This is a genomic window from Flavobacterium sp. LC2016-01 (assembly GCF_009711135.1).
Lineage (GTDB): Bacteria > Bacteroidota > Bacteroidia > Flavobacteriales > Flavobacteriaceae > Flavobacterium.
Map to the genome: position 1 here is coordinate 74256 of NZ_WMIC01000011.1, position 15999 is coordinate 90254.

A 15999-nucleotide genomic window follows, 5' to 3' on the forward strand; every position below is an offset into this window, starting at 1 on the left:
ACCAACTATGAGAAAATTAACCTTAATTGCATTTGTTTTATTTATTGGTCTTGCTTCATCGCAAGCACAAGTTAGAGTTAGCCCAGGACTTAGAGGCGGTTTGAATATATCAACATTAACCAATATTGATGATAATAGTTCTAAAACTGATTTCTACATTGGTGGATTGGTAAATATTAAATTCAATAAATTTTTCTCGATTCAACCAGAGATAAATTATTCAAGACAAGGTGATGAAGGAAGATATTTTGAAAATGGCCGTTATTATTCTGAAAAGTACGAATTGAATTATGTAACACTGGGAGCGGTTGCAAAATTTAACTTTGGAGGTGGAGGTTTTCATCTATTGGCAGGCCCTTCTTTAGATTTAAAAGTTAGTGATAATTATATAAATACAAACCCTGAAGATGTTGATCTTTCATTTGTTGGAGGTGTTGGTTATACTTTGCCAAATGGTTTAACTTTTGAAGCTCGACTTAAACAAGGATTAATTGATATTTATGGTTATAATGGAATTGATTATGATGACTATTATTATGATCAGGTTATTTTAAATCAGGTATTGCAGTTTGGTATCAGTTATACTTTTAAAGTAAAATAATGAATAAATATATAAGCCTTACAATTGTTGCTTTATTTAGTGTAATTAATATAAATGCTCAAGTCAGTTTTAATCCCGGTTTGAGGGGCGGTTTTTCATTTTCGACTATTTCGGAAACGAAATCCACCTATAAAACTGATTTTTACGTTGGTGCTTTTGGAGAAATAAATATTACAAAAAAATATGCTCTTCAGCCCGAAATAACGTATAGCAGACAAGGATCTGACAATGTTGGATATTATTTGGATAATACTGAGCCAAAAACTGTAAAATATCGTGATTTGCAATTGGGTTATTTGTCCTTTACGCTTCTAAATAAATTTACATTTGGGCCCGGAATTCAAATACAATTTGGACCCGCTGTTGATGTTCTTGTAAATGACAATTTAGATAAAGTAGAAACCTATAATGATTTGTCACTTATAACAGGTGTTGCTTATCGTTTGCCTTCGGGGCTTACGTTTGAAGCCCGACTAAAAAAAGGTTTACTTGACGTATTTGACAGTTCTTATTATAATGATAAAAATGATTATTATTTATTTGGAAGTTATAATACGAATGTCAATATTCAATTAGGTATTTCTTACGCTTTTCGCGAAAAAAAATAAAAAAATGGTTTTAAAAGATTTTTACAACGTTCTTTCGGAAGAAAAAACAACCGATTCTAAATATACAATTACGATTTTGGTCAATGAAAAACATGAAGTCTTCAAAGGCCATTTTCCGGGAAATCCAATTATGCCTGGTGTTTGCATGATCCAGATTATTAAAGAACTGACAGAGAAAATTACGCAGGAAACTTTAATGATTCAAACGCTTGCCAATGTAAAATTTATGGCGCTTATCAATCCAGAAGTTAATCCGGAACTGCGCTTGGAACTTGATATTACAACGACCGAAGACAATTTGGTTAAAGTAAAAAACACGACTTATTTTAATGACACTGTTGCTTTGAAATTGAGCAATGTGTACAAAAAAATGTAATTATGAAACTGCTCTTAACATTACTTTTATGGGTGAATTTTGTGGGCAATCCAGATTTGGCGTCCATCAGAAAAATGTATCCAAACGTTACAAAGTCTGAAAGCAATGCAAAAGAATTTTCAGAAAAACTAGCTGCGATTTCTGATGATGGAAATAAAACTTTAGTCGCTTATAAAGCCGCTTCAATTTTATTGGATTCTAATTTCAAGAAAAAATTAAAGGATAAAATTGAACGTTTTAAAGAAGGTGCAAAACTGCTTGAATCAACTATAAAAAGTGAACCAGACAATATCGAAATCAGAATGATCCGACTGAGCATTCAGGAAAATGTTCCTGGAGTTACGGGTTATAAAAAGAATATTAAAGAAGACAAAAAATATCTTACGGAGCATTTTGCTGATCAAAGCGGTGCTTTAAAAGAATATCTAAAAGACTTTATTTTACAATCAAAAAGTTTTTCTGAAAAAGAGAAACAATTTGTGAAGTAAGCGAAAGCATAACTCCTCATGAAACCTATTTTACTTCAGCACGATTTACTTGATTCCACTTCGTTTTGTGTTATTGTCCCAACGTACAATAACCAGAAAACTTTGAAAAAAGTGCTGGATTCCATTTTAGATTATACGGCCAATATTATTATTGTCAACGACGGTTCTACAGATGAAACTTCCGAAATTCTCAAACAATATTCGCAGCTTACGCAAATTCATCATCCAAAAAATATAGGAAAAGGAAGAGCGCTCCGAAATGGTTTCAGAAAAGCTTTGGAACAAAATTTTGAATATGCCATAACAATCGATTCTGACGGTCAGCATTTTGCTTCTGACATTCCGAATTTTATTTCAGCAATTCAAAAAGAACCAAACGCGCTTTTGATTGGAAGCCGAAATATGACGCAGGAAAATGTGCCGAAGAAAAGCAGTTTCGGAAACAAATTTTCAAACTTTTGGTTCAAATTTGAAACCGGAATTAAGTTAGAAGATACACAATCTGGTTTTAGATTATATCCGTTGCGATTGCTTCCAAAGAAATTTTACACCAACAAATTTGAGTTCGAAATTGAAGTAATTGTACGTGCAGCATGGAAAGGAATTGTAGTTAAAAACATTCCGATTCAGGTTTTGTACGATCCCGCAGAACGTGTTTCTCATTTTCGCCCGTTTCGCGATTTCACCCGAATCAGTATTTTAAATACGGTTTTGGTAACCAATGCTTTGCTGTATATCAAGCCGAGAGATTTTTTTAGAAGAGCAAAAAAAAAAGGTTTTAAAAAGTTTTTCCTCGAAGATATTTTAGAAAGTAATGATTCTAATTTTAAAAAATCTGCTGCAATTGCTTTGGGAATTTTTATTGGTTTTTCTCCTTTTTGGGGATTTCAGACTATTTTACTTTTTACCTTTGCCGCGATTTTCAGACTCAACAAAGTCATTGCTTATTTGACTTCAAATGTGAGTTTTCCTCCTTTTATTCCGTTTATTATTTACGCTTCACTTAAAGTTGGAAGTGTTTTTGTTTCGAGCGATGCACCTTTAATTTTGGATAGTTCACTAACTCTTGACGATATTCAAAAAAATGCTACACAATATATTGTAGGAAGTCTTATTTTAGCATCCGTTTCGGCGCTAACAGTTGGTTTTATAAGTTATTTGCTTTTAACTGCTTTTAGCAAGAAACAAATCGAATAAATTTTCGCCACAGATTCACGAATTTATTTTTAATCTGAATGTATTAATTCGTGAATTAGTGGCAAAAAAAAACTAAATAATCATGCATCAATACTTTTACGCCATTCATTTATTTGTTAACCGAAAGAAATCTTTGTCGGTTCTATTGGCTTTTTTGATGCTTTTAGTATTTGGATTTTTTGCTTCTCAAATTAAGTTTGAAGAAGATATTACGAAATTAATTCCCGCCAATGACAAAGCCGATGTCACAGCAAAAGTCCTAAAACAATTAAATTTTGCCGATAAAATAACCGTCATTTTCAAACTCGAAAAAAACGGTTCTGCAGAAGATTTAAAAGAAATGGCAACCGCTTTTTCAGACAGTGTTTCTAAATCCTGCAAACCATATGTGACGGGAATTCAGGGAAAAATTGACGAAGAAAACATTCAGGAAACAATTGATTTTGTTTACAATAATCTGCCTCTTTTTCTTGAAAACAAAGATTATGAAGCCATTGAAAACAAGCTGAAAAAAGACAGTATTGCAGCGACGGTTCAAGGAAATTACAAATCAATAATTTCGCCGTCGGGATTTATCACTAGAGATTTTATTCAACGTGATCCGCTTGGAATTTCGTTTATTGCTTTAAAAAAATTACAGCAATTAAATGTCGGTGATGATTTTACGCTTGAGAATGGTTTTGTTATGACCAAAGACAAAAAGAAATTACTGCTTTTTATAACCTCAAATCTTCCATCAAGCGAAACCGAAAAAAACACGCTTTTTGCCGAAAAACTAAAATCGATTCAGGAAAATTTAAATCAAAAGTTTAAGGATAAAACGTCAATCAGTTATTTTGGTTCGGCTTTAATTGCTGTTGCCAATGCCAATCAAATCAAAAGCGATATTGTCTTGACGACAACAATTGCAATGATTACGCTGATGTTGATTCTGATTTTATTCTATCGAAAAATATTAATTCCGCTGATTATTTTTCTTCCAACGGTTTTTGGAGGTTTGTTTGCCGTTGCGTTTTTATATTTTGTAAAAGAACAGATTTCGGCAATTTCTCTCGGAATCGGATCTATTTTACTCGGAATTACAATCGATTATTCCATTCACATTCTCACGCATTACAAGCACAACAGCGACATAAAAACATTGTATAAAGACATTACAATGCCTGTAATCATGAGCAGTTCGACAACGGCGGTTGCGTTTTTATGCCTGCTTTTTGTAAAATCGGATGCGCTGAATGATCTCGGAATTTTCGCTGCCGTAATTGTTATGGCAACTGGAATTTTCTCGCTTTTAATTGTACCGCATTTATACAAACCAAAAGAAAATCCGGCTGAACACAAGAAAAATGTCATTGATAAAATGGCGCATTTCTCTTTTCACAACAATAAAATCTTAATTGGTTTTTGCATCATCATCACTATTATTTGCTGTTTTACATACAATGATGTTGGCTTCAACAACGATTTGTCGCAGTTAAATTTTGTTCCAAAGGAAATTAAAGCAGCCGAAAAACAATTGGAAGAAAGTACAAGCTTAACTTCAAAAACAATATATGTTGCTTCATACGGAAAAAGTATGGAAGAAGTTTTGCAAAACAACAGCCAGCTTTTTGCTGATTTATCAAAAGAAAAACAGCAAAATAAAATATTGAATTTCAGTTCTGTTGGCGGCATTATGCTTTCGCAGGTGGCACAGCTTCAAAAAATTGAAAAATGGAATTCGTTTTGGGATGCTAATAAAAAAGCGGTTTTAAAATCACAGTTCATTTCCGAAGGTTCAAAAATCGGCTTTAAGCCAACAACTTATGACAACTTTTTTGATCATTTAGATTTTAGCTTCAAACCCATTTCGGCCAATGAATATTTAAAAATTCAGGCACTTCAGCTAAAAGAATTTGTAACCGAAAAAAATGGTTTTTACACCATTTCGACATTAGTAAAAGTTTCTCCAGAACAGCGAGATGCATTTGTAAAATCGGCTTCAGCCAAAAATAATTTAATTGCAATTGATCGCCAGCAAATGAACGAAACGTTTTTCAGCACATTGAAAACCGATTTTAATTCGCTTGTCAATTATTCCTTTATTGCTGTAATTCTGATTTTATTTTTCTTCTTCCGAAGAATCGAATTGGTAATTGTAAGCTGTATCCCAATTGCTTTAACCGGAATTGTCACAGCAGGAATTATGGGCATTTTTGGCATTCAAATGAATATTTTCAGCATGATTGTCTGCACGTTGATTTTTGGTCATGGTGTCGATTTCAGTATTTTTATGACAAGTGCTTTGCAGAAAGAATACACCAACGGAAAAAACGAAATTGCCATTTACAGAACCTCAATTATTTTGGCTGTAATCACAACGATTTTAGGAATTGGCGCCATGATTTTTGCCAAACACCCAGCGTTGACTTCGATTTCATCGGTTTCATTAATTGGGGTTTTTGCGGCGCTGATCATCACCTTTATTTTCTACCCAATTCTTTTCAAGCTGTTTATTTCAAATAGATCAAAAAATGGAAATCCACCGTTTCATTTACGCACTTTTGTTCATGGCATCGTTTCCTTTTTCTATTACGGTCTTGGCGGTATTATCATGTCGATTTTCAGTTTTACTTTAATGCCAATTTTACCTTTAAGTGCTAAAATAAAAATGAAAGGTTTTCGATACGCGGTTTCAAAATTCATGAAATCGGTATTGTATTCAAACCCATTTATACATAAAAAAGTCGTTAATGATTTTAATGAAAACTTCGAAAAACCAACCGTAATTATTGCGAATCACTCTTCGTTTCTAGACATTTTAGCAATAGGAATGCTGAGTCCAAAAATTATTTTTCTGGTAAGCGACTGGGTTTACAACTCCCCTATTTTTGGCGGTGTTGTGAGGAAAGCTGGTTTTTATCCTGTGTCCGAAGGTCTGGAAGGCGGCGTTGAACATTTACGCAAAAAAGTAAATGAAGGTTATTCTTTAATGGTTTTTCCAGAAGGAACTCGATCAGAAAGTAATGTTGTCAAACGATTCCATAAAGGTGCTTTTTTCTTGGCCGAAGAATTTAATTTAGATATACTTCCAATTGTGATTCACGGTGCTTCAGAGTTAATTCCGAAAGGCGATTTTGTCATCCATAATGGAAAACTTACCGTTACTATTTTAGAAAGAATTACACCTGAAAATGATTCCTTCGGAAATAATTATGCCGAGAGAACAAAACAAATCAGTACGTTCTTTAAAGCGGCATATCGTACTATTCGCCAACAATTAGAAGGCTCTGATTATTTTAAAGATATGCTCTTGCACAGTTTTGATTATAAAGAAATTGAAGTTGTAAACAGTGTAAAAAAGGATGTAAAAAAGAATCTTGAAACTTATTTTCTTCTTGGAAAACAATTATCGGTGAAAGCCAAAATATTGCATTTGGCAAATGATTACGGTCAATTAGACGTTTTATTGGCACTGCAGGAACCACAGCGAAAAATTCATTCGTACATTCCTGATGAAGAAAAACGTGACGTTGCCAAAATCAATTATATCGTTAATAAGAGAAAAATATCTTATCTCGAAAATTTAGAAACACTGTCTGAAAATCATTTTGATACTCTTTTAATTTCGAATGAAAATTCAGAAAATCAAATTCAGAAAGTTATACTTCTCACTTCGTGCGTAATTTTAATTGATTGCCCGCGTTTGAAAAACACTTTGATTAACTTTGGTTTTGAGTCGGTTTTAGAGGAAAACGATGTAATCTTATTAAAGAAAAACTAAGATGAAAGCACATTACGATGTTGTAATTGTTGGCAGCGGTTTGGGCGGATTGGTTTCGTCCATTATTCTGGCTAAAGAAGGCTACAGCGTTTGTGTGCTCGAAAAAAACAATCAATACGGCGGAAATCTTCAGACTTTTGTTCGTGATAAAACCATCTTTGATACCGGAATTCATTATATCGGAGGTTTGGGTGAAGGTGAAAATCTGCATCAATATTTTAAATATTTGGGAATTATCGATAAACTGAATCTGAAAAAATTAGATGAAAATGCTTTCGATATTATTTCTTTTGAAGATGATAAAACCGAATATCCGCATGCGCAAGGATATGAAAATTTTGTTCATCAGTTAAAAGAATATTTTCCTGAAGAAGAAAAAAACATTTCAGAATATTGCGAAAAACTGAAAGCGATTTGTGACTCTTTTCCACTTTATAATTTAGAATCAGAGGGAAAATATGACTCTGAAATTCTGACTTTAAATGCAAAAGAAACCATTGATTCTTTTACAGAAAATGAAAAACTGAAAGCTGTTTTGGCAGGTTCCAATTTTTTATATGCCGGCATTCCAGATAAATCGCCATTTTATGTTCATGCGTTAATCGTGAATTCATATATTCAGAGCTCGTGGCGCTGTATTAACGGCGGAAGTCAAATTACAAAACAGCTTTTGAAACAGCTCAAAAAATACGGCGGTGAATTTTATAAACACAAAGAAGTTACCAATTTTGAAGTTGAAAACCACAAAGTGAATTCGGTTAAAATGAAAGACGGAACGCAAGTTTCTGGAACGTATTTTATTTCGAATATCGAACCAAAAACGACGTTGAAAATGGCTGGCGAAACAAACTTCAGAAAACCATTTTTCAACCGTATTCAAAGTCTTGAAGGCGTACTTTCGGCTTTTAGTCTGTATTTGGTTTTTAAGCCCGAGACTTTCAAATATATCAACCACAATTATTACCATTTTAAAAATAGCGGTGAAGTTTGGTCAGCTCATGAATACGATGAAAATTCGTGGCCAAAAATGTATATGGCTTCTATGAATGCTTCTAAAGAAGAGGAAATCTGGGCAGACGGAATGACGTTTATAACGTATATGAAATTCGACGATGTTTTGCCTTGGACAGATACTTTTAACACCACGGTCGAAAAAAACGACCGTGGTGAAAGTTATGAAGAATTCAAAGCCAGAAAAACAGCTAAATTTTTAGATGAAATCGAAATAAAATTTCCAGGAATCGGAGATTGCATTAAATCTATTCATACTTCAAGTCCGCTTTCGTACCGCGATTATATTGGCGGTGATAACGGAAATATGTACGGTTATGTTAAAGATTCCAATAATCCGCTTAAAACATTGATTCCGTCAAAAACCAAGTTAGAAAATTTATATCTTACAGGTCAAAGTATTAATATGCATGGTGTTCTGGGCGTAACGATTGGCGCTGTAGTAACCTGCTCAGAAATTGTTGGAAAAGAATATTTGATTAATAAAATTAATCAGGCTGCCGAATAAATTGAATTATGAAAAACCGAATTACATATCTTTTCTTCCTCGGTTTTTTAGGAATTCTGATTTCCTGCGGTACATCAAAGTCAAAAAATCATCAGCCCGATATTTCCAGTTATAATGCGACAAAACCTATTGTTACAAAACTTTCAGACAGCATTTTTATTTCAGGAAATAATTCACTTTTAAAAAATAAACAGGGACTTTGGGAATTATATGTTGAAGGTGATCCTTTAGAAATTGGCCTCAACACCGGCGCCTTATCTGATTCGCTTCTGCAAAAACAACAGCAAATATTTTTCTCCAAAATAAAAGATTTAATTCCGTCGAAATTTGAACAAAAATTGCTGCGTCATTTTTTAAAATGGTACAACCGAAAATTATATGCCAATGTTCCCGAAGAATATCAAACAGAGATTTTTGGGGTTTCACAATACACTTCGCACGATTTTGACAATATTGCACCACAGTATCAGCGCGGTTTGTATCTGCATGCGGCGCACGACATTGGGCACGCTCTGCAGGATTTGGCTTTAGTTGGCTGTTCGTCTTTTGCGGCTTGGGGCGAAAAATCGGAAGACGGAAATTTAATTCTCGGGCGCAATTTTGATTTTTATGTTAACGATGCTTTCGCCGAAAATAAAATTATTGCTTTTGTAAAACCAGAACAAGGTTATAATTTTATGATGGTTTCCTGGCCCGGAATGATTGGCGCTGTTTCTGGAATGAATCAGCAAGGCTTGACCGTTACGATTAATGCGGCAAAATCAGAAATTCCGATGAGTGCCAAAACGCCAATTTCAATCTTGACCCGCGAAATTTTACAGCATGCTTCAACTATTGATGAAGCGGTTGCCATTGCAAAAAAACGATCTGTCTTTGTTTCTGAATCAATTATGGTGGGAAGTGCGCAAGACAATAAAGCTGTTTTAATAGAAGTTTCGCCCAAAAAAATAGACGTTTATGAAGTTCCAAACAGCAATCAATTAATTTGTTCGAACCATTTTCAGAGTGAAACATTCAAAAATGAAAAACGAAATCAGGCACAAATTGCAGACAGTCACTCTGAATATCGCTTTGAAAGAATGGAAGAACTTTTATCTGAAAACAAAAAAATAAATCCTGAAATTGCTTCGGAAATTCTTAGAGATAAAAACGGTTTAAACAATATTCCGCTTGGTTTTGGTAATGAAAAAGCGCTGAATCAATTGCTGGCGCATCACGGCATTATTTTTAAACCGAAAGAAAAACTAGTTTGGGTTTCGGCGAATCCATTTCAGCTTGGTGAATTTGTTTGTTATAATTTGGATTCTATTTTTAATGGCAGAAAAACAAATACCGCGATTTCATTTGAACAGGAAAATTTAAATATCGCCAAAGATCCTTTTATAAAAACAGAAGCTTTTCAAAACTATAAAAAGTTTAAAGCCGAAAATCACCAAATGGATTTGTATCTTAAAAAAGAAGAAACAATCTCGCCCGAATTTCTGCAGCAGTATCAATCGCTAAACCCAGATTATTGGGTTGTATATTACAAAGCAGGGTTGTACTTTTATCAAAAAAAACAATTCCGTGCGGCTCAAATAAATTTTGAAAAAGCACTGACAAAAGAAATTACTACGGCTCCTGAAAAGGCAAAAATTGAAAAATATTTAAAAAAACTCAAAAGAAAATTACAATGATTCCAGCAATAGAAAAAAATTCTTTAGACGAAATTAAAGTTTTTCAGGAACAAAAATTAACGGAGCTTTTAGCATATATCGCTGCGAATTCTCCTTTCTACAAAAGACTTTTTGCAGGACAAAATATTGATATTTCGAAAGTAAAAACTTTAGAAGATTTACAATTTCTGCCCGTAACAACCAAAGAAGATTTACAGCAATACAACGACGATTTTTTGTGCGTTCCACAACATAAAGTCATTGATTATGCTTCAACTTCAGGAACTTTAGGCGATCCGGTAACTTTTGGTTTAACCGATTCTGATTTGGACCGATTAGCATATAACGAAGCTATTTCGTTTGCCTGCGCTGGAATTGCAGAAGGCGACGTCGTTCAATTAATGACCACAATTGACAGAAAATTTATGGCTGGACTTGCCTATTTTCTGGGTTTAAGAAAACTGAAAGTCGGGGTAATTCGCGTTGGTGCCGGAATTCCGGAAATGCAGTGGGATTCGATTTTAAAATACAATCCGAGTTATTTAATTACGGTTCCTTCTTTCCTTTTAAAATTAATTGAATACGCCGAAATTCACGGAATCGATTATAATAATTCGAGCATAAAAGGTGCCATCTGTATTGGAGAATCTTTGAGAGAACAAGATTTTTCAATGAATATTTTGTCGAAAAAAATTACAGATAAATGGAAAATTAAGTTGTTTTCAACTTATGCTTCAACCGAAATGAGCACCGCTTTTACAGAATGTGAACATGGTCAAGGCGGGCATCATCACCCAGAATTGATTATTGTTGAAGTTTTAGACGAAAATAATCAGCCGGTAAAAAATGGAGAAACAGGCGAACTTACTTTTACCACTTTAGGAATTGAAGCAATGCCTTTACTGCGTTTTAAAACTGGAGATATTGTCCAGCTTCATGACGAACCTTGCGCCTGCGGCAGAAATACGTTGCGCGTTGGGCCAGTTGTTGGCCGCAAAAAACAAATGATAAAATACAAAGGAACAACACTGTATCCGCCAGCGATGAATGATGTTTTGAGCAGTTTTGATACTATCGAAAATCATTTAATCGAAATCTCGACGAACGATTTAGGCACCGATGAAATCCTGATAAAAATCGCAGTAAAAAATCAAACTCCAGAATTTCTTCAGGAAATAAAAGACCACTTTAGAGCCAAACTGAGAGTAACTCCAAAAATAGAATTTGCCTCAAAAGAAACTTTAAACCCGCTAGTTTTTAATCCAATGAGCCGAAAACCCATTCGGTTTTTTGATTACCGAAAGACTACCACATAGAAACTTATTTTTCACCATATAAGTAATATAAGTTTATTTAAAAGATTGCGTTGAAAAGCATTTTAATTAAATGAACTTATATTACTTATATGGTTTATTTACAGCCCATTAAATGTTTTGCTGTGAATTGAACTAAATGTTGTAATTTTGCAAAAAATTATGAAGATGGTCAAGATTGGCAACATAGAATTACCCGAATTTCCTTTATTACTTGCTCCAATGGAAGATGTGAGCGATCCGCCGTTTCGCAGATTATGCAAAACGCACGGTGCTGACATGATGTATTCTGAATTCATTTCGTCAGAAGGATTAATTCGTGATGCAATCAAAAGCAGAATGAAGCTGGATATTTTTGATTATGAGCGTCCGGTTGGAATCCAGATTTTTGGAGGAGATGAAGAAGCGATGGCACTTTCGTCAAAAATCGTTTCTACAGTAAAACCAGATTTGGTGGATATTAATTTTGGATGTCCAGTAAAAAAAGTGGTTTGCAAAGGTGCCGGTGCCGGAGTTTTGAAAGATGTTGATTTGATGGTGCGTTTGACCAAAGCCGTTATCAGAAGTACAGATTTGCCTGTTACGGTAAAAACGCGTTTAGGCTGGGACGAAAGCTCGATTAATATTGATGAAGTTGCTGAAAGACTTCAGGACATTGGTGTTCAGGCTTTGACAATTCACGCCAGAACTCGTGCTCAAATGTACAAAGGCCACTCTGATTGGTCGCATATTGCACGTGTAAAAAACAACCCGAGAATTACAATGCCTATTTTTGGAAACGGCGATATCGACAGTCCGGAAAAAGCATTAAAATATAAAAACGAATACGGAATTGACGGTATCATGATTGGCCGTGCCGCGATTGGTTATCCGTGGATTTTTAACGAAATAAAGCATTATTTCAAAACTGGTGAACACTTGCCTGCTCCAACCGTAATTGATCGTGTTGAAGCTGCCAGAAATCATTTGCAATGGTCGATGGACTGGAAAGGTGAACGTCTAGGAATTGTAGAAATGCGTCGTCATTATACCAATTATTTCAAAGGAATTCATTCGTTCAAAGAATTCAAGCAAAAATTAGTTACAACTGATGCACCTGAAGATTTATTCTCCATTATGAAAGAAATCGAACAGGTTTATGCTGGATATGAATTTGCTTAAAAAGCATAAAAAAAGACCTTCAAATTGAAGGTCTTTTTATTTTTTATACTTGAACTCGTTTCCACTTTCCTCTTTTATAGAAAAAAATTCCAGCTAGAGTAATAGCAGTTTCAGCAACCGGAATTGCAATAAAAACGCCTGTTGGTCCCATATTGAAATGTTTGGCTAATACAAATGCCAGCGGAATTTGGAACAGCCAAAATCCGAAGAAGTTAATTCCGGTTGGCGTCCAAGTGTCTCCTGCTCCATTGAAAGTATTGATTAAAACCATTCCAATTCCGTAGAAAATAAATCCGATACTCATGATCTGCAACGCTTCAATGGCAACGGTTTTTACCTGATTATCATTTGTGAAAAACGAAATAATATATTGTCCAAAAACCAAAGTAATTACCATAATTGTCGCCATGAAAATGACATTGTAACGCGCGGTTGTATAAACTGATTTTTCGGCACGTTCAATCTGTTTCGCTCCTAAATTTTGTCCGACCAAAGTAGCAGCTGCATTACTCAATCCCCAAGCAGGAAGAATAAAAAACATCATAATTCTAAGCGCGGTCTGATAACCTGCAGAACCATGATCACCACCAGTTGTCGCCACTAATTGCGCCAAGAAAATCCAACTGCAGGAAGCGATTACAAACTGTAAAATTCCCGGTGCTGCGATTTTTACTAAAGCTTTTATTTGTGTGAAATCAGGCGCGAAATATGGAATCTTGATTTTTAAAATTCCGTTCCCAAAAAACAAATGATAAACCTGATATAAAACCCCAATGCTTCGTCCGATAGTTGTTGCCAAAGCAGCACCAATCAGTCCGAAAGCAGGAATTGGTCCAAAACCGTTAATTAAAATTGGACATAAAATGATATTGCAGATATTGGCAATCCAAAGACTTTTCATTGCAATTGCTGCATTTCCTGCTCCACGAAAAATTCCGTTGATCAAGAACAAAAGCATAATGCATAAACTCGAACCAATCATAATTTGAGTGAATCTAAAACCATGTTCGGCAGCTTCGACAGATGCACCCATCAGCAACAATATATCTTTGGCATAAATAATTCCCAAGACACTCATTATAGCATTTACGGCAATTGCAACAATTATGGCCTGCATTCCGGCTTTAGCTGCTGCGACTGGATCTTTTTCTCCAATTCGTCTTGCTACTACAGCAGTTGCTGCCATGCTCATTCCTATTGCGAGCGAATATATAATCGTTAAAACTGATTCGGTTAATCCAACGGTTTGAATTGCAAAACTGCTATGTTTTAAATGTCCGACGAAATATAAATCGACTAAAGCAAAAACCGATTCCATCATCATTTCCAAAACCATCGGAATGGCAAGGAGAATTACAGCTTTTTTTATACTTCCCGAAGTATAATCAAACGATTCGTCGCCTTTTAAGGCTTGTTTTAAAGTGGTGAAAATTTTAGAAAAGAAGCTTTTCTGTATTGTAGTTTCTGTCATGATAAGCTAGGATAAATGAAAATATATGTTCAGATGCAATAATCTGAACGCGTAAAAAAACGTAAGTATCCTAATTATTCTAAAAGATAAACTAGGATTAGGCAGAAACAATCATATGCGCTAATTTTTTGAGACGATAAATATATGGAATATTTTTTAGCCAGAAATATTAATCCAGCAGCTTTTTACTTACTCGGCTGCAAGCAATTAAGGATGCCAGAAAGCCTAGAGAAATAATAGTTCCTAAAACAATCAATATGTTTTCAATTGTAAAAACAACCGGAAACGCTAATGTTGGCGTGATCATAATAAGTGAATATTTTTGCTGCAGCAATACCAGAATGACACCTAATACAAGTCCGATTATGCCTCCAAAAACACTCAGCAAAGTTCCTTGAAGCAAGAATATTTTTCGCAGATGGCTAATTTCTGTTCCAAGATTAAAAAGGGTTTTCAGATTTCCTTTCTTCTCTAAAATCATCATAATTAAAGCGCCAATCAAATTAAAAAGTGCCACAATAATTACTAAGGTAAAAATCAGGTAAACAGCGATATTTTCGGTGTTTAGCATTCTATACAAAGATTCATTCAGCTGTGCTCGGTTTTTAAGCGTGACTTTATTTTTGAAAATACTTTCTAGCTGTGATCTTACGGCATTTTCATTTGCATTATCTTCTAAATTAAATTCAACGCCCGAAATTTGATTTGGTTTGTACATTAATAATTCTTGTACCAAACCTAAATCGGCAAAAACATATTTTGAATCTAAATCTTCACTTATTGAATAAATTCCAACCGGAAGAACATCTGTTTTTGTAAAAGCATCATCAGGATTTTCAATTGCTCCTTTTCCTGGTTTTGGAGCAAATATCTGGAGCGGATTTTCGAAATCAAGAACGCCCAACGAAAAATCACGCGAAATGCCGTAACCAATTACAACCTGATACGTATCTGGTTTTAGCCATTGTCCTGTGAAAAGCTTTTTTCTGATATCGTTGACTACGGGATAATTACGGTCAACTCCTTTTAAATAGGTAACTTTTTGTTTGTCTTTAAACAAAAACAAAACGCGCTCTTCTATAATTTTAGTGTACGAAACAACACCATCAATTTTCTTAATCTGATTTTCCTGATCTGGTGTAATTAAAAATGATTTTCCGTACGTACTTGTCATTTTTAAATCAGGGTCGATTTCATTTGTAAACGAAAGACTAAAAACCTTTAAACCGCTAAAAACTGATAAAACCACAAACAAAGCCATTGTACCAACGATGATTCCCATGCTGGCAATTCGGTTAATGATATTAATAGCATTGTTTTTACTTTTGCTAAAAATATAACGTTTGGCTATGTAAAGGGGGAAATTCAATTTATGATTTTCTTCTTTTGTCTAAAAGATCACGGTTTTCAATTGGGTTTTCTCTGTTAGATAAAGCGTTATCGATTTTTTCGATATAATCTAATGAGTCATCGATAAAAAATACCAAGTTTGGTACACGGCGCAACTGTAAACGCACGCGCTGTGATAAATCATGCTTAATTAAAGTCGAATTTGATTTTATACCGTCTAAAGTTTCTTGGGCTTTTTCTTGAGGAAAAATGCTTAAATATACTGTAGCCACAGACAAATCTGTTGTAACACTAACTTTGGATACTGAAATTACTAAATTGGTAATTCCGTTTTTTCGCACTTCACCTTGCAAGATATCAACCAAATCTTTCTGGATGACACCGCCTATTTTTTTCTGTCTATTTGTTTCCATAATGCAAAAATACTATTTTTAAATTCAATAGGTTAATTTCAAATCAAGATATAGATTGATTTTTCAAACTTAAAATTGCTTTTA

The 15999-nt window shown here is 34.3% G+C and carries 13 protein-coding genes; 10 read left to right on the plus strand and 3 right to left on the minus strand.

Annotated features, from left to right (window positions below; all coding sequences use genetic code 11):
- Positions 1-7 precede the first annotated feature (7 nt).
- From GKZ88_RS19700 to dusB, 10 genes are all read left to right on the plus strand, one after another.
- Positions 8-601, plus strand: a complete 594-nt coding sequence (locus tag GKZ88_RS19700; protein ID WP_155104030.1) for a porin family protein — start codon at positions 8-10, stop codon at positions 599-601.
- On the plus strand, positions 601-1209 hold the full coding sequence (locus GKZ88_RS19705) for an outer membrane beta-barrel protein (protein ID WP_155104031.1): 609 nt from the start codon (positions 601-603) through the stop codon (positions 1207-1209). The genes GKZ88_RS19700 and GKZ88_RS19705 overlap by 1 nt, the downstream gene beginning before the upstream one ends.
- A gap of 4 nt (positions 1210-1213) precedes the next feature.
- Positions 1214-1585, plus strand: coding sequence for a 3-hydroxyacyl-ACP dehydratase (locus GKZ88_RS19710; protein WP_155104032.1), 372 nt, complete (start codon positions 1214-1216; stop codon positions 1583-1585).
- A gap of 2 nt (positions 1586-1587) precedes the next feature.
- On the plus strand, positions 1588-2073 hold the full coding sequence (locus GKZ88_RS19715; protein ID WP_155104033.1) for a hypothetical protein: 486 nt from the start codon (positions 1588-1590) through the stop codon (positions 2071-2073).
- An 18-nt stretch (positions 2074-2091) separates the two neighbouring features.
- Positions 2092-3270: a DUF2062 domain-containing protein gene (locus tag GKZ88_RS19720; protein ID WP_155104034.1), complete on the plus strand. Its 1179-nt coding sequence runs from the start codon at positions 2092-2094 to the stop codon at positions 3268-3270.
- Positions 3271-3352: 82 nt separating this feature from the next.
- Positions 3353-7033, plus strand: a complete 3681-nt coding sequence (locus GKZ88_RS19725; protein WP_155104035.1) for a 1-acyl-sn-glycerol-3-phosphate acyltransferase — start codon at positions 3353-3355, stop codon at positions 7031-7033.
- Between the two features lies 1 nt (position 7034).
- Complete coding sequence (locus GKZ88_RS19730) at positions 7035-8552, plus strand: NAD(P)/FAD-dependent oxidoreductase (RefSeq protein WP_155104036.1); 1518 nt, start codon at positions 7035-7037, stop codon at positions 8550-8552.
- Positions 8553-8560: 8 nt separating this feature from the next.
- Positions 8561-10228 carry a C45 family peptidase gene (locus GKZ88_RS19735; protein ID WP_155104037.1) on the plus strand — a complete coding sequence of 556 codons (1668 nt, stop codon included), beginning with the start codon at positions 8561-8563 and terminating at the stop codon, positions 10226-10228.
- Complete coding sequence (locus tag GKZ88_RS19740; protein ID WP_155104038.1) at positions 10225-11523, plus strand: phenylacetate--CoA ligase; 1299 nt, start codon at positions 10225-10227, stop codon at positions 11521-11523. Before GKZ88_RS19735 ends, GKZ88_RS19740 begins: the two co-directional genes overlap by 4 nt.
- 165 nt (positions 11524-11688) lie before the next feature.
- Positions 11689-12681: a tRNA dihydrouridine synthase DusB gene (gene dusB, locus GKZ88_RS19745; protein WP_155104120.1), complete on the plus strand. Its 993-nt coding sequence runs from the start codon at positions 11689-11691 to the stop codon at positions 12679-12681.
- A gap of 43 nt (positions 12682-12724) precedes the next feature.
- On the opposite strand, the gene GKZ88_RS19750 is transcribed toward dusB, so the two are convergent.
- The 3 genes from GKZ88_RS19750 to rbfA form a co-directional block, all read right to left on the minus strand.
- Positions 12725-14152, minus strand: coding sequence for an MATE family efflux transporter (locus GKZ88_RS19750; protein ID WP_155104039.1), 1428 nt, complete (start codon positions 14150-14152; stop codon positions 12725-12727).
- Between the two features lie 169 nt (positions 14153-14321).
- The gene (locus tag GKZ88_RS19755) at positions 14322-15521 is read right to left on the minus strand and encodes an FtsX-like permease family protein (protein WP_155104040.1); all 1200 of its coding nucleotides are present in this window, start codon (positions 15519-15521) and stop codon (positions 14322-14324) included.
- A gap of 1 nt (position 15522) precedes the next feature.
- Positions 15523-15915: a 30S ribosome-binding factor RbfA gene (rbfA, locus tag GKZ88_RS19760; protein ID WP_155104041.1), complete on the minus strand. Its 393-nt coding sequence runs from the start codon at positions 15913-15915 to the stop codon at positions 15523-15525.
- Positions 15916-15999: the final 84 nt, after the last annotated feature.